Annotated in this window: 20 protein-coding genes and 5 pseudogenes; 23 read left to right on the forward strand and 2 right to left on the reverse strand. The window is 44.0% G+C overall.

What is annotated here, in order from left to right:
* The first annotated feature begins 21 nt into the window (after positions 1–21).
* The 10 genes from uvrB (at position 22) to AC1WMD_RS10050 (ending at position 10,793) form a co-directional block, all read left to right on the forward strand.
* Positions 22–2,001, forward strand: coding sequence for an excinuclease ABC subunit UvrB (uvrB, locus tag AC1WMD_RS10005; RefSeq protein WP_494257068.1), 1,980 nt, complete (start codon positions 22–24; stop codon positions 1,999–2,001).
* 10 nt (positions 2,002–2,011) lie between these two features.
* Positions 2,012–4,876 (forward strand): excinuclease ABC subunit UvrA, encoded by a 2,865-nt coding sequence (uvrA, locus tag AC1WMD_RS10010; RefSeq protein WP_494257070.1) that lies wholly within the window; start codon positions 2,012–2,014, stop codon positions 4,874–4,876.
* A gap of 93 nt (positions 4,877–4,969) precedes the next feature.
* Positions 4,970–5,299, forward strand: coding sequence for a magnetosome magnetite crystal formation protein family (locus tag AC1WMD_RS10015; protein WP_043906068.1), 330 nt, complete (start codon positions 4,970–4,972; stop codon positions 5,297–5,299).
* 21 nt (positions 5,300–5,320) lie between these two features.
* Complete coding sequence (locus AC1WMD_RS10020; protein WP_494257071.1) at positions 5,321–6,400, forward strand: DUF4097 family beta strand repeat-containing protein; 1,080 nt, start codon at positions 5,321–5,323, stop codon at positions 6,398–6,400.
* A 31-nt stretch (positions 6,401–6,431) separates the two neighbouring features.
* On the forward strand, positions 6,432–6,791 hold the full coding sequence (locus AC1WMD_RS10025; protein WP_043906066.1) for a phage holin family protein: 360 nt from the start codon (positions 6,432–6,434) through the stop codon (positions 6,789–6,791).
* Positions 6,792–6,914: 123 nt separating this feature from the next.
* Positions 6,915–7,850 (forward strand): HPr(Ser) kinase/phosphatase, encoded by a 936-nt coding sequence (gene hprK, locus AC1WMD_RS10030; RefSeq protein WP_494257073.1) that lies wholly within the window; start codon positions 6,915–6,917, stop codon positions 7,848–7,850.
* Between the two features lie 18 nt (positions 7,851–7,868).
* The gene (gene lgt, locus AC1WMD_RS10035) at positions 7,869–8,678 is read left to right on the forward strand and encodes a prolipoprotein diacylglyceryl transferase (protein ID WP_494257075.1); all 810 of its coding nucleotides are present in this window, start codon (positions 7,869–7,871) and stop codon (positions 8,676–8,678) included.
* Positions 8,679–8,694: 16 nt separating this feature from the next.
* Positions 8,695–9,630, forward strand: coding sequence for a nucleoside recognition domain-containing protein (locus AC1WMD_RS10040; protein WP_494257076.1), 936 nt, complete (start codon positions 8,695–8,697; stop codon positions 9,628–9,630).
* Positions 9,630–10,271: a pyrophosphatase PpaX gene (gene ppaX / locus AC1WMD_RS10045; RefSeq protein WP_494257078.1), complete on the forward strand. Its 642-nt coding sequence runs from the start codon at positions 9,630–9,632 to the stop codon at positions 10,269–10,271. The genes AC1WMD_RS10040 and ppaX overlap by 1 nt, the downstream gene beginning before the upstream one ends.
* Positions 10,272–10,274: 3 nt before the next feature.
* Positions 10,275–10,793: an acyltransferase gene (locus tag AC1WMD_RS10050; RefSeq protein ID WP_494257080.1), complete on the forward strand. Its 519-nt coding sequence runs from the start codon at positions 10,275–10,277 to the stop codon at positions 10,791–10,793.
* A gap of 164 nt (positions 10,794–10,957) precedes the next feature.
* Here the strand turns inward: AC1WMD_RS10050 and AC1WMD_RS10055 are convergent, their stop codons facing one another.
* Positions 10,958–11,413, reverse strand: coding sequence for a MarR family winged helix-turn-helix transcriptional regulator (locus tag AC1WMD_RS10055; RefSeq protein ID WP_494257082.1), 456 nt, complete (start codon positions 11,411–11,413; stop codon positions 10,958–10,960).
* A 283-nt stretch (positions 11,414–11,696) separates the two neighbouring features.
* Between AC1WMD_RS10055 and AC1WMD_RS10060 the strand changes: the two genes are divergently transcribed.
* From AC1WMD_RS10060 to AC1WMD_RS10120, 13 genes and pseudogenes are all read left to right on the forward strand, one after another.
* Entirely contained in the window at positions 11,697–11,879 is a 183-nt protein-coding gene (locus AC1WMD_RS10060) for a hypothetical protein (protein ID WP_043906059.1), read from the forward strand.
* A pseudogene (locus AC1WMD_RS10065) lies at positions 11,855–12,823 on the forward strand (RHS repeat-associated core domain-containing protein); the annotation flags it as partial. The gene AC1WMD_RS10060 and the pseudogene AC1WMD_RS10065, both read left to right, overlap by 25 nt.
* Before the next feature lie 20 nt (positions 12,824–12,843).
* The gene (locus AC1WMD_RS10070) at positions 12,844–13,281 is read left to right on the forward strand and encodes a DUF4304 domain-containing protein (RefSeq protein ID WP_052351509.1); all 438 of its coding nucleotides are present in this window, start codon (positions 12,844–12,846) and stop codon (positions 13,279–13,281) included.
* Positions 13,282–13,394: 113 nt separating this feature from the next.
* Positions 13,395–14,126, forward strand: a complete 732-nt coding sequence (locus AC1WMD_RS10075) for an immunity 26/phosphotriesterase HocA family protein (protein ID WP_052351508.1) — start codon at positions 13,395–13,397, stop codon at positions 14,124–14,126.
* A 45-nt stretch (positions 14,127–14,171) separates the two neighbouring features.
* Positions 14,172–15,137: pseudogene (locus tag AC1WMD_RS10080) on the forward strand (RHS repeat-associated core domain-containing protein); the annotation flags it as partial.
* A gap of 23 nt (positions 15,138–15,160) precedes the next feature.
* Positions 15,161–15,814 carry a hypothetical protein gene (locus tag AC1WMD_RS10085; protein WP_014195316.1) on the forward strand — a complete coding sequence of 218 codons (654 nt, stop codon included), beginning with the start codon at positions 15,161–15,163 and terminating at the stop codon, positions 15,812–15,814.
* A gap of 143 nt (positions 15,815–15,957) precedes the next feature.
* Positions 15,958–16,077, forward strand: a pseudogene (locus AC1WMD_RS10090) (RHS repeat-associated core domain-containing protein); the annotation flags it as partial.
* Between the two features lie 477 nt (positions 16,078–16,554).
* Positions 16,555–16,983, forward strand: a complete 429-nt coding sequence (locus AC1WMD_RS10095) for a WapI family immunity protein (RefSeq protein WP_052351505.1) — start codon at positions 16,555–16,557, stop codon at positions 16,981–16,983.
* 287 nt (positions 16,984–17,270) lie between these two features.
* A pseudogene (locus AC1WMD_RS10100) lies at positions 17,271–17,433 on the forward strand (RHS repeat-associated core domain-containing protein); the annotation flags it as partial.
* Positions 17,434–17,629: 196 nt separating this feature from the next.
* Positions 17,630–17,857 (forward strand): hypothetical protein, encoded by a 228-nt coding sequence (locus AC1WMD_RS10105; RefSeq protein WP_494257209.1) that lies wholly within the window; start codon positions 17,630–17,632, stop codon positions 17,855–17,857.
* Positions 17,858–18,291: 434 nt separating this feature from the next.
* Entirely contained in the window at positions 18,292–18,615 is a 324-nt protein-coding gene (locus tag AC1WMD_RS10110) for a hypothetical protein (protein ID WP_006324135.1), read from the forward strand.
* Between the two features lie 225 nt (positions 18,616–18,840).
* A pseudogene (locus AC1WMD_RS10115) lies at positions 18,841–19,159 on the forward strand (RHS repeat-associated core domain-containing protein); the annotation flags it as partial.
* A gap of 482 nt (positions 19,160–19,641) precedes the next feature.
* Positions 19,642–20,820, forward strand: a complete 1,179-nt coding sequence (locus AC1WMD_RS10120) for an ATP phosphoribosyltransferase regulatory subunit (protein ID WP_043906057.1) — start codon at positions 19,642–19,644, stop codon at positions 20,818–20,820.
* 24 nt (positions 20,821–20,844) lie between these two features.
* Here AC1WMD_RS10120 and AC1WMD_RS10125 read toward each other — a convergent pair whose 3' ends face one another.
* Positions 20,845–21,021: a hypothetical protein gene (locus AC1WMD_RS10125; RefSeq protein ID WP_186003891.1), complete on the reverse strand. Its 177-nt coding sequence runs from the start codon at positions 21,019–21,021 to the stop codon at positions 20,845–20,847.
* Positions 21,022–21,026: the final 5 nt, after the last annotated feature.

Genomic DNA, 21,026 nt, shown 5'->3' on the forward strand with positions numbered 1-21,026 from the left:
AAGAAACAGGAGGTCAAGTCGGTGGAAGACCGTTTTGAGTTAGTGTCGGCGTATAAGCCGCAAGGAGATCAGCCGCAGGCGATTGCCAAATTAGTTGAGGGAATTCGCAACGGCGTCAAACATCAAACACTATTAGGTGCAACGGGGACAGGAAAGACGTTTACGATTTCGAACGTGATTAAAGAGGTAAACAAGCCGACGCTTGTGATTGCCCATAATAAAACACTGGCAGGGCAGCTGTACAGCGAGCTAAAGGAGTTTTTCCCAAACAACGCTGTGGAATATTTTGTCAGCTATTATGACTATTATCAACCGGAAGCGTATGTGCCGCAGACGGATACGTATATTGAAAAGGATGCTAAAATTAATGATGAAATTGATAAATTGCGGCACTCGGCCACATCGGCGCTGTTTGAGCGGCGCGACGTCATTATTGTCGCCAGCGTGTCATGCATTTACGGCTTAGGGTCGCCGGAAGAATACCGCGAGCTTGTCGTATCGCTGCGCGTCGGCATGGAAATCGAGCGAAACGCTTTGCTGCGCCGCCTAGTCGACATCCAATATGAGCGAAACGACATTGACTTTCAGCGCGGAACGTTCCGCGTTCGCGGCGATGTTGTCGAGATTTTCCCAGCTTCACGGGACGAGCATTGCATCCGTGTCGAGTTTTTTGGCGATGAAATTGACCGCATTCGCGAGGTGGATGCCCTAACAGGCGAAGTGCTCGCCGAGAGAGAGCATGTCGCGATTTTTCCGGCATCCCACTTCGTCACGCGGGAAGAAAAAATGCGCATTGCCATTGAAAATATTGAAAAAGAGTTAGAAGAGCGGCTGCGCGAATTAAGAGAACAAGGGAAACTGCTCGAAGCGCAGCGGCTCGAGCAGCGGACGCGCTATGATTTAGAAATGATGCGGGAAATGGGCTTTTGTTCAGGAATTGAAAACTACTCCCGCCATTTGGCGCTCCGTCCGCCAGGTTCGACGCCGTATACGTTGCTCGATTACTTTCCTGACGATTTTTTGATTATCATTGATGAGTCGCATGTGACCTTGCCGCAAATCCGCGGCATGTATAACGGGGACCGGGCGCGCAAGCAAGTGCTTGTCGATCACGGCTTCCGTCTGCCGTCTGCGCTCGATAACCGCCCGTTAACGTTTGAGGAGTTTGAACAAAAAATCAATCAAATTATTTATGTTTCCGCCACTCCTGGTCCGTATGAGCTCGAACATTGCCCGGAAGTTGTCGAGCAAATTATTCGTCCGACCGGGCTGTTGGATCCGACGATTGACGTCCGCCCGATTGAAGGGCAAATTGACGATTTAATTGGGGAAATTCAGGAGCGTATCAAGCGCAATGAACGCACGCTCGTGACGACGCTGACGAAAAAAATGGCTGAAGATTTAACGGATTACTTGAAAGAAGTCGGCATTAAAGTGGCGTATTTGCATTCGGAAATTAAAACGCTCGAGCGCATTGAAATCATTCGCGATTTGCGGCTCGGCAAATATGATGTGCTCGTTGGGATTAACTTGCTGCGCGAAGGGCTAGATATTCCGGAAGTATCGCTTGTCGCCATTTTGGATGCGGATAAAGAAGGCTTTTTGCGTTCCGAACGTTCGCTGATCCAAACGATTGGCCGCGCGGCAAGAAATGCGAATGGCCATGTCATTATGTACGCCGATACGATTACGAAATCGATGGAAATTGCGATTAATGAAACAAAACGGCGCCGTGCGATTCAAGAGGCGTATAACCGTGAGCACGGCATCGTGCCGCAGACGGTAAAGAAAGAAATTCGCGATGTCATCCGCGCGACGTACGCTGCGGAAGAAAAAGAAACATACGACACGAAACCGTCTTACAGCAAGATGACAAAGAAAGAACGGGAAAAGCTGATTGCCGATTTGGAAAAAGAAATGAAAGAAGCAGCCAAAGTGTTGGATTTCGAACGGGCTGCCCAACTGCGCGACATTATTTTCGAGTTAAAAGCGGAAGGATGATTATCAGTCTATGGCAACCGATAAAATCATCGTCAAAGGAGCAAGAGCACATAATTTAAAAAATATTGATGTCGAAATTCCCCGTGATAAGCTCGTTGTGTTAACGGGGCTTTCCGGTTCGGGGAAATCGTCGCTTGCCTTCGATACGATTTACGCGGAAGGCCAGCGGCGCTATGTCGAATCACTGTCGGCGTATGCCCGGCAGTTTTTAGGGCAAATGGACAAGCCGGATGTCGATGCGATTGAAGGGCTGTCGCCGGCGATTTCGATCGACCAGAAGACGACAAGCCGCAATCCGCGTTCGACCGTCGGGACGGTGACGGAAATTTACGATTATTTGCGGCTGTTGTTTGCCCGCATCGGCCGCCCGGTTTGTCCGGAACACGGTATTGAAATTACGTCGCAGACGATCGAGCAGATGGTCGACCGCCTTCTTGCCTATCCGGAGCGGACAAAAATGCAAATTCTCGCTCCGATCGTGTCCGGACGGAAAGGGACGCACGCCAAAACGCTGGAAGATATCCGCAAACAAGGATATGTACGCGTGCGCATCGACGGAGAAATGCGGGAGCTGACAGAAGACATTGAACTGGAAAAAAACAAAAAACATTCGATTGAAGTAGTAGTGGACCGCATCGTGATGAAAGAAGGCATCGCTTCGCGGCTGGCCGATTCGTTGGAGACGGCGCTAAAGCTGGCCGATGGAAAGGTGCTGATTGATGTCATTGGGCAGGAGGAACTGCTGTTTAGCGAAAAACACGCCTGCCCGTACTGCGGTTTTTCGATTGGCGAGCTTGAGCCGCGCCTGTTTTCGTTTAACAGTCCGTACGGGGCCTGCCCGGACTGCGACGGGCTTGGCGCGAAGCTTGAGGTGGATCCGGATTTAGTCATCCCAAATGCCGAATTGACGCTGCGTGAACATGCGATTGCGCCTTGGGAGCCGCAAAGCTCGCAATATTATCCGCAGCTGTTGGAGGCAGTGTGCAATCATTACGGCATTGACATGGATGTGCCGGTAAAAGATTTGCCGAAAGAGCAGCTTGACAAAATTTTATACGGAAGCAGTGGCGAGAAAATTTACTTCCGCTACCAGAACGATTTCGGGCAAATCCGCGAGCAATATATCGTTTTTGAAGGCGTTATTCCAAATGTCGAACGCCGCTACCGCGAAACAAGCTCTGATTACATCCGCGAGCAAATGGAAAAATATATGGCACAACAGCCATGTCCGACTTGTAAAGGAAACCGCTTGAAAAAAGAAAGCCTTGCCGTGCTCGTTGGCGGCAAACATATCGGCGAAGTGACGGCGTTGTCGGTCACGGAGGCGCTCGAGTTCTTCGCTAATTTGACGCTGAGTGAAAAAGAACAGAAAATCGCCCATCTCATTTTGCGCGAAATTACCGAGCGGCTTGGCTTTTTAAAAAACGTCGGCCTCGATTACTTGACGTTGAATCGTTCCGCCGGGACGCTTTCCGGCGGGGAGGCGCAGCGCATTCGCCTGGCGACGCAGATCGGCTCACGGCTGACAGGGGTGCTATATGTTTTGGACGAGCCGTCGATCGGACTGCATCAGCGCGACAACGACCGCCTGATCGCGACGCTTAAAAGCATGCGCGATCTCGGCAATACGCTGATTGTCGTCGAGCATGACGAAGACACGATGCTTGCCGCCGATTATTTAATCGATATCGGACCGGGTGCGGGCATTCACGGCGGGGAAGTTGTCGCCGCCGGGACACCGCAAGAGGTGATGAACAATCCAAATTCGCTGACCGGACAATATTTGTCAGGGAAAAAGTTTATTCCGGTTCCGGCTGAACGGCGCAAGCCGGATGGACGATGGCTAGAGATTGTCGGCGCAAAAGAAAATAATTTAAAAAACGTGTCGGTGAAAATTCCGCTCGGCACGTTTGTCGCGGTCACCGGCGTGTCCGGTTCGGGAAAAAGCACGCTTGTCAACGAAGTTTTGTATAAGGCGCTGGCGCAAAAACTGCAGCGTGCCAAAGCAAAACCAGGCCAACATAAAACGATTAAAGGACTGGAGCATTTAGAAAAAGTGATTGACATCGACCAATCACCGATCGGACGGACGCCGCGTTCGAACCCGGCGACCTATACCGGCGTGTTTGACGATATCCGCGAAGTGTTTGCCGCCACGAACGAAGCAAAAGTGCGCGGCTACAAAAAAGGCCGCTTCAGCTTCAACGTCAAAGGCGGGCGATGTGAAGCGTGCCATGGCGACGGGATTATTAAAATTGAAATGCACTTTTTACCGGATGTGTACGTTCCGTGTGAAGTATGCCATGGTAAGCGGTACAACCGCGAAACGTTGGAAGTGACGTACAAAGGGAAAAATATTGCCGAAGTGCTGGAAATGACGGTGGAAGATGCGCTCGAGTTTTTCACCAATATCCCGAAAATTAAACGGAAATTGCAGACGCTTTATGATGTCGGGCTCGGCTATATGAAGCTTGGACAGCCGGCGACGACATTATCCGGCGGGGAAGCGCAGCGCGTCAAATTGGCGGCGGAGCTGCATCGCCGCTCGAACGGACGAACGCTGTATATTTTGGACGAACCGACGACCGGCCTTCACGTCGACGACATTGCCCGTTTATTGAAAGTATTGCAGCGCTTAGTCGATAACGGAGATACCGTGCTTGTCATTGAGCACAATCTCGATGTCATTAAAACAGCGGACTACATTATCGACCTTGGCCCGGAAGGCGGCGAGCATGGCGGACAAATTGTGGCAACGGGAACGCCGGAAAAAGTGGCAGAAGCAGAAAACTCCTACACCGGCCGCTATTTAAAACCGATATTGGAACGCGACCGCGAGCGCATGCGGACGCTGTATGAAACGGCAAGGGCATAAGCCTTTGCCGTTTTTTAGTGGCCGTATGTCTGGCGAAACTTTTCTGCATTGCCGCCGTATATAAATCATATAGAACAAAAGGAGGAATTTTTGGTGAATGCCAATAAAGTGCTTGCATCCTTATGCTACTTCAGCATTTTCTTTGCCGGGTTCATTTTTCCGATTATCGTTTACTTTGTTACTGATCATCCGGAAGTAAAACACCATGCAAAAAAAGCACTAATTTCCCATTTGATTCCAGTCACGACCATTTTATTGTTTATCATCGGCGCTATTTTTGTTGGATGGACAGGGGGAGGCGGTGACGTGTCATTTTGGGTCGGCAGCGGCCTAGTATGGATTGGTGGTTTTATTGTAGCAGGGATCGTCAACTTGGTTGTGGTCATTTGGAATATTATTAGGGGCATTCAAGTCCTAAAATAAGTAAGGAAAGGGGAGCGTCCCGTGGAGGAGAAAAAGCGCATACTCAACATGGTCAAAGAAGGAAAGCTGACGGTGGAAGAAGCGTTGCTGCTGCTGGAGCAGTTAGATCAAAAAAAGAACGATAACGGTTTTTCATCATCGTCCTATACGTCCGGACCGCATGCGGATGCCAAACAGCATTCCTTCAAAATGATGTCTTTAAAAGAAAAGCTGTTTGACGTTTTCGATATGGCCGTCAAAAAGGTAAAAGAATTTGATTTCCAACTTGCCAACGCGTTTGAAGTAAAACATCTTTTTCAACAAAGCGCTGCCGACCTGCAGGAAATTGACGTGTACATTGCTAACGGACATATCAAGATGGTGCCATGGGACCAAACGGACGTCTGCGTTGAGTGCGAAGCGAAAGTGTACCGTTCGGAATCGGCGGATGCAGCGCACCGCGCCTTTACCGAAGAGGCGGTATTTTTTGTACAGGATGGTTGTTTGCGCTTTTCCGTGTCGAAACCGTTTATGAAAACCGATGCCGTTATTTATATTCCAAAAACATCGCTTCAATATGCAAAATTTCGCTTGCTTAATGGCAATATAAATATAGAAGACGTCCAAATGGATAAGCTGTACATTAAAAACGTGAATGGTAATATGGCGCTGCACCGCCTTGTCGGCAAAGAGGCGGAGCTGGAAGCGGCCAATGGGTCGATCGTGCTTGAACGCAGCACGTTTGAAGAAGTCGAAGCGGAAACGATCCATGGTGAAATTAAGCTCGATGGCCATTATCGGTATGCGCGGTTGCGCACGTTTAGCAGCGGAATTACGTACGCGACGGAAAGAGAAGATGGAGTCGTGACCGGAAAAACGGTAACGGGAAACATTACGTTGCTGCTGCCGCGTGATATATGCTTGGAAGGAGAAATGAGAACAAATCTTGGTGGATTAGTGTGCCGTCATCCGAACGCATTGATAGTGGAAGAAAAGCAAGAAACCGCACAAAAAACCATTCGTTTTCAATGTAAAAACGAGGCAAAACCGCCGTTTCATATTTATGCGGATTCCAAAGCCGGATCCGTTTCCCTACATGTGGCTGAAGACGGCGACAAGTAGCCGAAAGTGATCATAAAAAGATGGTGATAAGATGCTCAACTGGTTAATTGGCGTATTTGTGAATACGGTATTATTGGTGGCGATTGATGGATATTTTGATTCCATTCGATTTAGCAGCATCGGCTCCGCTTTCATCGCCAGCATGATTTTAGCGATATTAAATGCGGTAGTGCGTCCGATTTTAATTTTACTTACGCTGCCGGTGACGATTTTGACGCTCGGATTGTTTTTGTTCGTGATTAATGCGATCACCTTGATGATGACGGCCGCGTTGATGGGTAATGCGTTTGAAATCAACGGATTTGGCACCGCGCTGTTGGCTTCGATCGTTCTTTCCTTTTTCCATTTGCTTATTCAAAAAGCGATTATTGAACCGCTGCGGGAAAAATAAGCGGTTAGAGGCGGAACAAAAAGAGCTTTCCGCCTCTTTTTGTTTGCGGCCATGTTTTCCGTTCAATGAATGCAAGAAAAGTGCTAAAATGGAAAAAGACAAAGAAAGGGGAGAAATGCCGACATGCCAAAAGTGCGTACGAAAGACATTATTGAAAAGTTTCAGTTAGAGTTAGTCAGCGGTGCGGAAGGCATTTACCGCCCGATTACAACGAGCGACTTGTCTCGCCCAGGCATTGAAATGGCCGGCTATTTTGCCTATTATCCGGCCGAGCGCATTCAGTTATTGGGCAAAACAGAGCTGTCATTTTATGAAACGTTAAGTCCGGAAGAGAAAAGAATGAGAATGGAGCGGCTTTGTACGGATATTACGCCGGGAATTATCATATCGCGCGGACTGGAAGTTCCGCCAGAGCTGATTGAAGCTTCTGAGCGGCAATCGGTGCCGGTGATGCGCTCGACGATGAAGACAACCCGTCTTGCGAGCCGGCTGACGAACTATTTGGAGAGCAAGCTCGCTCCGACAACGGCGGTGCACGGCGTGTTGGTGGATGTGTACGGGGTCGGCGTATTAATCACGGGAAAAAGCGGGGTCGGCAAAAGTGAAACGGCTCTCGAGCTAGTCAAGCGCGGCCATCGCCTTGTCGCGGACGACTGTGTCGAAATCCGCCAGGAAGATGAAGGACTGCTCGTTGGCAGTGCGCCGGAGTTGATTGAGCATTTGCTTGAGATTCGCGGGTTAGGCATTATTAATATGATGACGTTATTTGGCGCCGGTGCGGTACGGACGCATAAACGCATTTCGTTAGTGATTGATTTGGAACTTTGGGATCCGAATAAACAATATGACCGTCTTGGCCTTGAGGAAGAAAAAGTGAAAATTTTGGATACAGAATTAACGAAATTAACGATACCAGTTCGGCCAGGACGAAATCTAGCTGTGATTGTCGAAGTGGCCGCGATGAATTTCCGTTTGAAGCGGATGGGAGTCAACGCTGCAGAGGAGTTTTCTGCTCGTTTGACCGATGCGATTGAAGATGGGGAGCACGATTACGAATAATAGTTAGGAGGAGAATCGATGAATTCGACGATTCAGCCGCTAGACCGTGTCTTTTTGCATCTTGGTCCGATCACCATTTACTGGTACGGGGTGATTATCGGAACGGGAGTATTAATCGGGCTATGGCTAGCGACAAGAGAAGGGGTACGGCGTGGACTGCCAAAAGAAACGTTCGTCGACCTTGTCTTGTTCGCCGTGCCCATCGCGATTTTGTGCGCGCGCACCTATTACGTGATTTTTGAGTGGAATTATTACTCAAAACATTTATCGGAAATCCCGAAAATTTGGGAGGGCGGTCTCGCGATTCACGGCGGATTGATCGGCGCGGTCGCGACAGGGGCCGTTTTTGCGAAAGTGAGAGGGCTGTCGTTTTGGAAGCTGGTGGACATTGCGGCGCCAAGCATTATTTTAGGGCAGGCGATCGGGCGCTGGGGCAATTTTATGAACCAAGAGGCACATGGCGGTCCGGTGACGCGGGAGTTTCTTGAAAGCTTGCATTTACCGGATTTTATTATTAACCAAATGTATATTAACGGCCAATATTACCATCCGACGTTTTTATATGAATCGCTTTGGGATTTTGCCGGCTTTTTGCTGCTATTGTGGCTGCGGCGCGTCAATTTGCGGCGCGGAGAACTATTTCTCAGCTATTTAATTTGGTATTCGATCGGCCGGTTTTACATTGAGGGGATGCGCACCGATAGTCTCATGCTGACAAGTCACCTTCGCATCGCGCAAGTCGTTTCCGCTGCGCTTATTATCCTTGCCGTATGTTTATGGATATTTCGCAGAGCAAAAGGATTAGCCAAGGAGCGTTATCGAGATTAACAAAGGGGAGAAAGAGATGGTTGGCATATTGCGGCGCGGGTTTTTCGTCGGTTTGCAAACGACGTGGACGCTTGGAAAAGTGATTTTTCCGATTACGTTAATCGTATCGATTTTGCAGCATACACCGGTATTGCAATGGATTATTCAGCTTGTCACTCCGTTCATGAAATGGATTGGCTTGCCGGGGGATGCGGCGATACCGCTTGTGCTTGGCAACTTATTAAACTTGTACGCCGGAATTGGCGCGATTTTAACATTGGACTTAACGGTAAAAGAAGTATTAATTTTGGCGATCATGCTTTCGTTTTCTCATAACTTGCTTATCGAGTCGACCGTCGCATCGCGCACCGGTATGAGTATTGCGCTAATGATTATTGTTCGCATCGGGCTCGCGCTTGTTTCCGCTCTATTGATTCATTATCTTTGGCATGGGGGGAGCGAAACAGCACAATACGGCTTTATTTCGAATTCTCCAGAGCAGTTGACAAGCTGGGGCGCGATTTTGCTTGCTGGGGTAAAAAAAGCGTGTCTTGGGGTCGTGCAGTTGGCGGTGATCGTTATTCCGCTTATGATTGGAATTCAAATATTAAAAGAGTTAAAATGGATCCATATTTTTTCGCGTTGGATGGCGCCGGTGACAAAAGTGCTTGGCATGAAAGAAAACACGTCTTTGACATTGGCAGCTGGGCTCGTGTTCGGTTTAGCGTACGGCGCGGGGGTGATGATTCAGGCGGTAAAAGAAGACGGCGTATCGAAACGTGATTTAACATTGGCCTTTATTTTTCTTGTGTCATGTCACGCCGTTGTGGAAGATACGCTCGTATTTGTTCCGCTTGGAATTCCGGTATGGCCGCTGCTTGTCATTCGGCTGGCCACCGCTATTTTATTAACCATGCTTATAAGTTTTATTTGGAATCTTGTTGTTGAAACAAAAAGAAAGGAAGCCGCATAATGACGATTCGCACTATTTTATTTGATCTCGATGGAACCTTAATTGATACGAATGAACTCATTATTCAATCATTTTTGCATACGTTGGAAATCTACTATCCCGGCAAATACAAACGTGAGGATGTATTGCCATTTATCGGCCCATCGCTGCATGAAACGTTCAGCGCATTGGATCCGTCGCGCACGCAAGAAATGGTTGATACGTATCGCTCATTCAATCTTGCGCATCATGACGCGCTCATCCGCGAATTTGAAACGGTGTATGAAACGATCGAAACGCTGCACCAGCATGGGTTCCGCCTCGGAGTCGTAACGACGAAAATCCATCAAACGGCAGTGATGGGACTGCAAAAAACGCGGCTTGCGCCGTTTTTTGAGTGTGTCATTGGTCTCGATGATGTCAAGCACCCGAAACCGGACCCAGAGCCAATTTATAAAGCGCTGGATTTGCTGCAATCAACGCCGGATGAAGCGTTAATGGTCGGCGACAATTATCACGATATTTTGGCAGGAAAAAATGCCGGCACGAAAACGGCCGGAGTGGCATGGGCGATTAAAGGACGGGAGTATTTGGAACAATATGAACCGGATTTTATGCTTGAAAAAATGAGCGACTTATTGACGATTGTAGGAGTGAAATAACGGGTGAGACGGACGACAAAATATCCGGTGTCAGGAGCAAATTCTCTATGGCAAATTTATAAAACCGTGTCGTTTTGGAAAGTGTTTAAGAATGTCATCATCATCCAAATCGGGCGCTACACGCCGTTTTTAGCGGTGAAAAACTGGCTGTACCGCACGTTTTTGCGCATGAAAATCGGCGAAAAAACGGCGCTTGCCTTTATGGTCATGCCTGATATTATGTTTCCGGAAAAAATTCAAATCGGCCGTAATTGCATCATTGGCTACAATACGACGATTTTGGCGCATGAATACTTAATTGATGAATACCGTCTCGGCGATGTCATCATTGGCGACGAAGTGATGATTGGCGCGAATTCTACCGTTCTTCCGGGAGTGGTGATTGGCGATCGCGCCGTTGTCGCCGCCGGCACGGTCGTCCATAAAGATGTGCCGGCCGGAGCGTTTGTCGCCGGCAATCCGATGCGAATCATTTATACAAAAGAAGAGATGGAGCGAAGAAAAGGCCATTCCAATGAATAGATGGAGTCTCCCACCTACATTTATGCAGAGGTGGGAGACCGGTTTCTCCTTCATCCAGCGAGCTTGACAGTTCCTAAGGTTAATTGGCAAATTGTTATTTTTGAGATAGATTGTACGTTTTAGCTTCCACTGTTTCATGTACATACGCCGTTCAGAAATGAAACTTACTCGAGCTTGCCCATAATTCGAATCATTTTGGTGATCACATAGTCCAAGTCTATCAAGTCATCCTCGCTGAGTTTCCCTAACTTGTCACAAAATAGATGATAAATTTCCTCCCACCGCTTTTTTACGATGTCTTTCCCCTTTTCAGTCAGCATGAGTATAACAACTCGCCGATCAGTAGAATCTTGCATTTTTACCACATAGTCTTTTTCCTCCAATTTTCGAATTAGAGGGGTCAACTGCTGTTTGGAAATTCTCAAGTGTTGGGCCAACTCCGTCATCGAGATCCCTGTCTTTGCATGGAACAAAGTTTCCAAAATGTGAAACTGCAAATGAGTTAAATCCGATTTTTTTTTCGGAATCGGGGTAGCCTGGATGATCGGTTTGAAAACTTTGTTATCAAACAGAGGAAGAAGTTGAGCAAAGCTTTCGGCGATTTTTTGAATCCGTGTCATTGCATACATCCTTTCTTTTTTAAAAACGCATTGGCATTTAGTAAATAATTATTTATTTAGGTTTTAGTGGATAATTGATATGTGTTTGCTATATTTATGGAGATAAAAGCAAATATTTGTTAAGTATTTCTAGGTCTATAGAAAATATTTATTTACTAAAGTTAGTTTATCGTGATGAGAATCACAATGCAATTTCATTAGTCGCCAAGGCAAGTAGAAAAATAATACAAACCTAACTGGTTGGTTGCATGATTTCTCAAAAATAAGGAAGAGAGGTTCTTTCATGATTTCATCTGGCTTAATTTTTGGGGGTTATCCGTTTAGTGTGGCGGGGAAGCCGACAGGCTTAGCAGTTGGGCCGAAGGATGATGATGAGAAAATTTATTTGGCATTAAAAGAGCTTCAAGGGACAGCAAAAACATTATTACCTAGAACCTATACGGCCGACGCATCCAAAAGAATGTGAATGGCGTCATTACGAACTACCATTACCAAGGCGACAGCCTAAACGTTCTGTATGAAACCGATGCAAGCGGAAATGTGGTAAGATCGTATATATACGGAGAAAACGGACAACTCCTTGCCATGAAGAAAGGCACAGCAACGTATTTTTACCACTATAACGCCCATGGCGATGTCATCGCCCTGACGGATGAACAAGGAAACATCGTTGCCCGTTATCAATATGATGCATGGGGGAATATTCTCTCTCAATCCGGTGCCTTGGCGGAGGAAAACCCATACCGATATGCGGGATACCAATATGACAAAGAAACGGGTCTTTATTACCTGATTGCCCGGTACTACCGCCCAGAACAAGGTGTGTTCCTATCCTTGGATCCAGACCCGGGGGATGCGGACGATATCCTGACGCAGAATGGATACACGTACGCAAATAACAATCCGGTGATGTTGGTGGATCCGGATGGGCATTGGGTATGGCTGGCTATCAACGCGGGATTTGCGGCGTATGATGCGTATAAGGCGTACAAGTCGGGAAAAGGATGGACAGGTGTCGCAGCTGCGGCGGCTATCGGTTTTGTCGGTGGAGGAAGATTAAAAGCAGCTAGAGAAGCTGGATTTGCTGCTGAGACATATCTTGCTAGAAGATTAGGGGCTAAACCAGCCCATCTTCAAAGAATATTTAGTGTTGGAAAAACAACAAGACGAGCTGATATTGTAAAAAATGGTACATTACATGAAGTGAAAGTGGGAAGGGTTTCAGCTTCTGCTTTCACGAGAGCACAGATTGCAAAGGATGCATGGTTATTAAAACATGGAAAAGTAAAAAGGGTGCACTGGAACTTCTACGTAAGCTCAAGAACAGGTAAAGTAGGACCAAGTAGAAATCTTAGAAAACTTTTAAAGAAACATGGTATATCATATAGTATACATCGTGAAAGCTTTTAAAGAGTAAAGGAGGGATCTTTATGTTATCTAATAAGGATAAAATGGTTAGTGCTTTAAAAAAAATAGTTGTCCCAGAATTAAGAAACAGGGGATTTAAAGGGGCTTTTCCTCATTTTAGGAAGCAAGAAGGTCAGTTAGGTTATTTGCTATCGTTTCAATTTGATAAATGGGGAGGAGGATTTATAATAGAAGTTGGAGTAGCAAGGGTTAATGAGGAAGGAAACGTGATAGTTGATGGTATAGTTCGACCATTTCAAAAGATGAATGCTTTTCACTTAAACAATCGTTTTAGAATAATGAATAATAAAAATGGAGATAAAGATTGGTTTAAATTCGATAACGAAAACCAAAATTTAGAGGAAACAGAATTTATTCGAATAGCTAAGAATGTTTTACCATATTTGGATGTTGCAGAAAATTGGTTTGAAAAAATAAAGCAAAAGCAAACAGTACGATAGAACCAATCTAGGCGACCTGCTTGCTTTATAGCAGTGTCGTCTTTTTTATAACAATTTAGATAAGCTATTGACTCAAGAAAAAGTAGTAATAAGATGGTATGGTTGGTGATACAATGTCATTTTGGGAAAGCATAAAGAACAAGGAAACAGTTGTTTTAAGTGATGATGCAATCGATTTGTTAAGTGATACGCTCTTAGAAATCAAAAAAATTTATCAAGAAGATTTAGAAAGAATGCCAACGGTAGCTGAATTGGAAGCATTAATTTTGAAGGCTTTACAACTTGATTCAAATATTAATGAACAATTAGGGGAAATGGAAATCGTCGATGTAAATTTTAAATTGAAAAAGAAAAGAAAGACGCCTAATATTGAACCAGGTATTGTATTCGCAATCCCGCTTAAAGAAATTGAAAAATATGCTTATGGTTTAGTAGTAAAAGGAAAAGGATTAAAGGATGACATCTATATACAATATTTCGATATCTTCACTAATGAAATATTAGATATAAAAAACTTTAGTAATCAATTTGAAAAACTTTCTGTTCTATATACTATTAACAGTGGAATATATGGAATCGTTAATAAAGAATGGAAAATTATTAGGAAATTGTCTAAAGGGAAATTCAACCCTGAAGAATATGAGTTACCTGATTTTGTGTTTTACAATGGCAAGGAATATTTTGTGAGTCGAGGGGATGCGAATACACCAATAGCAGAATTAGAGCCTATTTCTAAAGAGGAAGGGGAAAAAATAAAAAATCCAATTGGTCTGATTGGTAGTAATAATATAGTGGAAATGCTTATTAATTCTTACTACGAGAAACAAAATCAAAAATGTATTTAGCCTTTTTAAGGTTATCCCGTGATTTAAGGGATAACCTTTTTATTGTACAGTGAAGACAGCGGGCGCATCCAAAAGAATGTGAATGGCGTCATTACGAATTACCATTACTAAGGCGACAGCTTAAACGTCCTGTATGAAACGGACGCAAGTGGAAATGTGGTAAGATCATATATATACGGAGAAAACGGGCAACTCCTTGCCATGAAAAAAGGCAATGCGACGTACTTTTATCACTATAACGCCCATGGCGATGTCATTGCCCTAACGGATGCGCAAGGAAACATCGTGGCCCGTTACCAATACGATGCGTGGGGCAACCTTCTGTCAAAATCGGGCGCTGTGGCGGATGAAAATCCATACCGCTATGCGGGATATCAATATGACAACGAAACGGGGCTCTACTATCTGATTGCCCGGTACTATCATCCAACGCATGGCGTGTTCCTTTCTTTGGATCCGGACCCAGGGGATGCGGACGATATCCTCACACAAAACGGCTATACGTACGCGAACAACAATCCGGTGATGTTGGCGGATCCGGATGGGCATTGGGTATGGTTGGCCATCAATGCAGGGTTTGCAGCTTATGATGCGTATAAGGCATACAAGTCGGGAAAGGGATGGAAAGGTGTCGCGGCTGCGGCGGCTATCAATTTTGTTGGTTTTGGTGGCAAGTTCAAAGCTGCTAGTAAAATTATTAAAGCTGTGCATGGTAATAGTCGATTCTCAAAGAGGATTCATCATGGGTATGAAATTTATGAAATAGTTAACGGTAAAAAACGTATAGTTAAAGTAGGTATTAGTGGTGCTAAGCTAAACAAAAACGGTACATCACCTAGGGCTAACCGTCAGGTCAATAAGTGGAATAAAAAAGCGGGGTATCAAAGATACTATGCTCGGATTGTTAAGAGAAATATTTATGGAAGAGAGAAAGCTCTAAAGTGGGAGAGAGGAAGAGCTTATGCAGTGAGAAAAGCTGGGGGTAATATGTATCTTCATGTCAGACCGTGATAACATAAAGAAAGGGGTAAGCTATGTTACTGAAAACATTTCTATTATTAGGAGAAGAAGGGATATCCGACGTTAAAAAAAGTTTTTCTTTTCAAACTAGATGTATTACCAAATTGTATGAACGGGTCTTTGATAAAAAATATAAAACCGCTGATTGTAGGCAGTTAAATTTCCATTGTGGTAATTACTCCGAGATGAAACTATTAGGATGTTTTGATGGTTTTTGTCAAGTCTTAGTGCCATATAATATTCAAGAATTTCTAGAGTATCCAGATAACAAAAAAAAAATAGAGATCCTAGAACTGTTGAAAAATAGCCTCGATTTTGTTATTAGAGAAAAAAATTGGGATCCTAATCCTTTTCAAGAAGCTTATGAGAGAGTAAAGGAGTTAAACTATATTAATGAGTTTATTTGGAACAAGCCTAAATTAAGTCCAAATAAAAAATACAAAGCTGAGGTACATTGTAATCACGATCTGTATGATTTTACAATAAAGATGGTGATTAAAGATAGAAAAGATAAAGTATTACTTGAAAAAAAAATAGTGTCAACTGAACCCGATGAACTTATTTACGATAGGTTTTTAGGTCATTTAATGTGGATAAGTGATGATGAAATAGCGCTTTACGAGAAAAATTCAAAGCGTTATACCTCTGTAAAATTAAGAGAGGCATAATGAATAGCTCTAAAATATTATCAAAGTTGAATCATTTTTCACCAGATTGACAGTTTAAAATTTTTCTTCAGAAGGACGCAAATTCGTCCTTCTGTTTTTTTATCCTATGGGGTTCCGTTAAGCAGCTTTCTTATTGTCTAGGGCACGGTGTGTTCCTTTCCTTGGATCCAGACTCAGGGGATGCGGGTGATATTCTCACGCAGAATGGGTATGCGTATGCGAACAACAATCTGGTGATGTTGGTGGATCCGGATGGGCATTGGGTCTGGCTGGCCATCAATGCAGGGTTTGCGGTTTATGATGGATATAAGGCATTTAAAAAAGGTGGATGGAAGGCTGCGGCAATTACTGTAGGTGTAGGGCTTATCGGGGGAGTTGGATTCAAAGCAGGTAAGGCACTATATCGAGCTTATAAAGTGAAGTCAATTGCTAAAAAAATGATATTTGATAGCACGGCGTTTAAACATATGCAAAATTCGGACCGCTATGTTCCGAGACAGATTTTAGCAAGAGCAATTGTCTATGGTAAGAAATCCAGAGATGGGGCTAAAGGCTATAATAAATATACTATAACCATGCATAAGTTAGAAAAAGCAAGACATTCCATAGGCGATCCCAGAAATTACAAGTATAAAAAATATCAGTTAACAGTTGTATATAATAAGAGAACCAAACGGGTACGTCATTTCCACTATGAGCCATATAAGTAACCAATATAACTGGTAGAAAGGATGCAAAGCATGAAAGTATTTGTATGTGAGGAAGACGCAGATCGAAGCCTAGAGCTAATTATCACGGACTTTGAAAATGAAGGGGATCCGTTTTTTGGTGGATGCTACTTTACAGGAAAAGTGAAGCTAAAAGGTAGTGGCTTTATAGCTGAAACGGTTCACTTTCATTTTGACAATCATGATATCTTTCATTTCTATGAAAGTTTAAAGAAAATATACAGAGAACAAGAAGGTAAAGCAGTTTTTCATTCAGAATCTAAGGAACTAAATGTTGTAGTGCAAATCCACAATAGTGGAGGAGGAATTGTTCAGGTTCAGTTTAAGGATTTACACAGCGAGGATTTTTTTAGTAGCAGTCTGCATATACACATTTCTACATTACCGTATATGCTTGACCAACTGCGGCACCATTTAGATATTTTTAAATACTGCTCATAGTTATATCCTTACTAACCCCCTGATGAAATTGGACACTCGATAGTTGTGTTTTATAATCGCAGTGACCAAATGAAGGGGGTTTTTGATATATAAGAACGGGGAAAAACAATTGAAAGAACGGAAGATTAAAGGGGAAAGAAGCATTAGGGATTGGGAATAGGACATTATAAGATAAGCCTAAATCTAGTTCAGCAATGAGTGTTATCAAGAAAGGAAACTCCATAAAATATTTGCTCTCCTTCTCTTCAGATGGAGTAAAAAGCTGTAGCAGGGAATTAACCATTTAAGAAGTGGCTCTCTATTACTTAATTGCCCGATACTATCATCCAGCGCATGGCGTGTTCCTTTCCTTGGATCCAGACCCAGGAGATGCGGACGATATCCTTACGCAGAACGGATATACGTATGCGAACAACAATTCGGTGATGTTAACCGACCCAGATGGAGAGAATCCTTATATAATTATCTTGGTCTCCGTTGGTGGAAGGATTGTTGCTAAAAAAGTAGCCAAATCCTTAATAAAAAAAGCAGTAAAACGAACCGTTAAGAAAGCTGCTAAACGATATACAAAGTCAAATTTAAAATTAGGACGACAAATGCATAAATCATAAAAGGGCTAGAGCTTCCACGAGATGTTGACGGTGATATTAGATGTAGGTTCTATTTCAAAGTTGAAGGTAAGGAAGTTGACTGTCTTGACCTTGATAGAATAAATGAAAGTAGTGTTATTGTTTCATCATTAGAAGCGAACATTTCAGAAATAATAAATCCATCATTAGAACTCGAAGGTCTTAAAGAACTATTAAAGAAGAAACCCGTTCTCTTATACCAAACAACAATTAATGCGAAACAATATTTAGGTATAGATGAATAAGATTTAGCCATAGGGGAGATCTCCTCTATGGCTATTTTGGTTTGGGAGCGTAGTGCCGAATTGTTTAATGCAAAATAAAACTTTAGCAAAATGCAAGATAAAAATTAAGCACTAAATTGGAAACAAAACAGGTCAGTTTTCTCACAAAATATAATTTCAGAGACACGGCTTTACATGGAGTGGCGTGCATGGTAGGCTGGTTGCCTCTGCGAACTCCTTTTGTGCTGCGGCCTTCGCAAAATAATCCATGCACGCAGAGGATCCATGTCAAGCCTTATAGGGTAAGATAATTTATATTGGTATATGGATTATATTTACTTTTATGGAACATAGGGTGCTAAACTTTTTCATTGCATTTCGCTTAAATTTTTAGTTGCAGAAAACAATCGTAGTAAACAGGAAAGATATTATCCTGATGAATGGAGGCCATGATAATGAACGACTATGAAATACTTTTTCAAAAATATGTAAAAGAATTAAAAGAGGCAATTGAAGAAGAAAAGGAATTTTTAGATCCGAATCTTGACAAAGAGAGATATGAATACGAATTAAGTATTAGCGGAAGAGTAATTGCCGTATTTAGGAAATATTGGTTTGAGTGTGACAAGTTAAACGATAATGAGGAAAATGAATACTATGTAAATCCAAAAGATTTTTGTGTTGATTGGTTGTCAGGTGAACATGAGGAGCTATTTAGAATTATTGAAAAAATGCCATATTATCCAATAGGAATAGACGAACATGGAAATTATGTTTAAAAAAACAGCTGTAATATGGGCTATCTCATGATTTATGAGATAGTCTTTTTATTTTTATGTGAAAAAAATGAATAGAAAACAAAGAAAAAATTTAGGTATATAGGTTGTAATAAAGAATTTCCGATCTCCATGTCCCGTCTTTATCACCTGACAAGCTGGCACGGTGACAAGAAGAGCGAACAATGCCATGTAAAACAAAATTGCAACTTATATAGTTTCTCATCACAAAAAAGTACTTCCATGTATTTTTATCACTATAACGCCCATGGCGATGTCATCGCCTTAACGGATGCGCAAGGAAACATCGTGGCCCGTTACCAATACGATGCGTGGGGGGACATTCTTTCCCAATCCGGCGCCTTAGCAGATGAAAACTCATACCGATATGCGGGGTACCAATATAACAACGAAACAGGTCTGTATTATCTGATCGCCCGGTACTACCACCCAACGCATGGCGTGTTCCTTTCCTTTGATCCAGACCCAGGAGATGCGGAATGACATTCTTACGCAGAATGGCTATACGTATGCGAACAAACAGCCTGATGATAGTCCGGATAGGGGATTCGCGTATACTGTAGGGTTTTAATTTTGTTCGTATAAGTAAAATGTTTGTTAGAGAAAATCGGCTTTATTCTTTATCGAAGGAGATGGGTAAAGAAAAAGAGAATTACATAAAAAGAGTTCTCTTCTTGTAAGATAGCAATTTGGACCAAAAAACGAATGCCTATGCAAAAAGATAACCCCATTCTCCGCCTGTCGCTAAGCCTAAAAGAATGGGAAGGGGAATTGTTTCGGTTATTGCGGAAATGCTTCGCAGAGCGTGATTTAGCGTGTACTAGTGAGGGAAAACGCTTGACTAAATCTGTAAATAACATTTCCTTCAAAAATTCTCCTCCAACATTTTGAATCAGTCGATATAAAGTTTATGGTTGACGTCACGGCCAATGAGGAGTAAACTACTAATAACTTCACTTCTCTACCATATTAGCAAACTAAAGTATTTATCATAAAGGACGTGTGAACATGACCAAAAAGTTGTTTATGTTCGAAAAACCGTTAGGCATGCGTGATACATTGCCGTTTTTATATGAAATAAAAAAACGTGTTCGCCAGGCGATGATTCGTGAAATTGAAACATGGGGATATGAATTGATCGAAACGCCGACATTGGAATATTACGAGACGGTCGGCGCCGTATCGGCGATTGACGACCATCAGCTGTTTAAACTGCTTGACCAGCAAGGCCATACCCTTGTCCTTCGTCCCGATATGACTGCTCCGATCGCAAGGCTCGCTGCTTCCCGTCTTTACAAGGAAGGCAATCCGCTCCGCCTTGCGTATAACGCCAACGTGTTCCGTGCCCAGCAGCGCGAAGGCGGGCGCCCGGCAGAGTTTGAACAAATCGGTGTTGAATGTATCGGGGACGGCACGGTCGCAGCGGATGCGGAAGTGATTAGTGTCATGATTGCGGCGCTTAAGCAAGCCGGGCTGCAGCATTTCACAGTGACGATCGGTCATATCGGCTACGTCAACGCTTTGTTTTTAGAAATTGTAGGGAATGAAGAACGTGCCAGCGTATTGCGCCGCTTTTTATACGAGAAAAATTACGTTGGCTATCGGGAGCATGTGAAGTCTCTGCCGCTTTCTTCCATCGACCAAAAGCGCCTGCTTCAATTATTGCATTTACACGGCAACGACATGACGATGGAAGAAGCCAAGGAGCTTGTTCATAGCGAGGAAGGAAAGCGAGCGGTCGACGAGCTTTGCGAACTTTCGAACGCGCTTCAACTATATGGCGTTGATGATGTAGTGAAAATCGATATGACGCTTGTTAGCCATATGAGTTATTATACGGGCATTTTATTTGAAGTATATGCTGAACACGTTGGCTTCCCAATTGGAAATGGAGGCCGTTATGACGAGCTGTTGGAGAAATTTTCTCGGAAAGCCCCAGCGACCGGGTTTGGCATTCGCGTCGACCGATTAATCGAGGCGCTCGGGGAATCGGAAGAGGAGGCAGCGATCGAGTGCATCGTGTTTAGCCAAGAGCGGTTCGCCGAAGCGATTGAGCTTGCAAGAACAAAGCGGCGGGAAGGAAAGCGCGTGGTGCTTCAGCATATTTCTGGGATCCGTGATATTGATGCCTACAGCAAACGATATAAGCCGATTACTTATTTGCTCGGCAGCAAGGAAAAGGAATGATCAGGTGCGTTGATTCACAAAAAATTACCGTTTGTTTATACATCGCTTTTCTGCCGTAATCCCGAACGGGAACGCTAGCGGACAAATCAAGTTTGTCCGCAAGGCGTTCGCCGTTGGGGATGGGCATGCGACGCATGCCCAGTCGGCAAGCATTAGCTTGCCGACTCCGGCAGAAAAGCCGGGTTCATTCTTTGTTTTCATTCATA

This window comes from Parageobacillus sp. NEAU-HV-2, from assembly GCF_059115485.1.

Excerpts from the sequence above, each read along its gene's own strand:
- uvrA (WP_494257070.1), top strand. The coding sequence starts at position 2,012 with ATGGCAACCGATAAAATCATCGTCAAAGGAGCAAGAGCACATAATTTA.
- AC1WMD_RS10025 (WP_043906066.1), top strand. The coding sequence starts at position 6,432 with ATGCTCAACTGGTTAATTGGCGTATTTGTGAATACGGTATTATTGGTG.
- hprK (WP_494257073.1), top strand. The coding sequence starts at position 6,915 with ATGCCAAAAGTGCGTACGAAAGACATTATTGAAAAGTTTCAGTTAGAG.
- lgt (WP_494257075.1), top strand. The coding sequence starts at position 7,869 with ATGAATTCGACGATTCAGCCGCTAGACCGTGTCTTTTTGCATCTTGGT.
- AC1WMD_RS10040 (WP_494257076.1), top strand. The coding sequence starts at position 8,695 with ATGGTTGGCATATTGCGGCGCGGGTTTTTCGTCGGTTTGCAAACGACG.
- ppaX (WP_494257078.1), top strand. The coding sequence starts at position 9,630 with ATGACGATTCGCACTATTTTATTTGATCTCGATGGAACCTTAATTGAT.
- AC1WMD_RS10055 (WP_494257082.1), bottom strand. The coding sequence starts at position 11,413 with ATGACACGGATTCAAAAAATCGCCGAAAGCTTTGCTCAACTTCTTCCT.
- AC1WMD_RS10060 (WP_043906059.1), top strand. The coding sequence starts at position 11,697 with ATGATTTCATCTGGCTTAATTTTTGGGGGTTATCCGTTTAGTGTGGCG.
- AC1WMD_RS10070 (WP_052351509.1), top strand. The coding sequence starts at position 12,844 with ATGTTATCTAATAAGGATAAAATGGTTAGTGCTTTAAAAAAAATAGTT.
- AC1WMD_RS10075 (WP_052351508.1), top strand. The coding sequence starts at position 13,395 with ATGTCATTTTGGGAAAGCATAAAGAACAAGGAAACAGTTGTTTTAAGT.
- AC1WMD_RS10085 (WP_014195316.1), top strand. The coding sequence starts at position 15,161 with ATGTTACTGAAAACATTTCTATTATTAGGAGAAGAAGGGATATCCGAC.
- AC1WMD_RS10095 (WP_052351505.1), top strand. The coding sequence starts at position 16,555 with ATGAAAGTATTTGTATGTGAGGAAGACGCAGATCGAAGCCTAGAGCTA.
- AC1WMD_RS10110 (WP_006324135.1), top strand. The coding sequence starts at position 18,292 with ATGAACGACTATGAAATACTTTTTCAAAAATATGTAAAAGAATTAAAA.
- AC1WMD_RS10120 (WP_043906057.1), top strand. The coding sequence starts at position 19,642 with ATGACCAAAAAGTTGTTTATGTTCGAAAAACCGTTAGGCATGCGTGAT.
- AC1WMD_RS10125 (WP_186003891.1), bottom strand. The coding sequence starts at position 21,021 with ATGAAAACAAAGAATGAACCCGGCTTTTCTGCCGGAGTCGGCAAGCTA.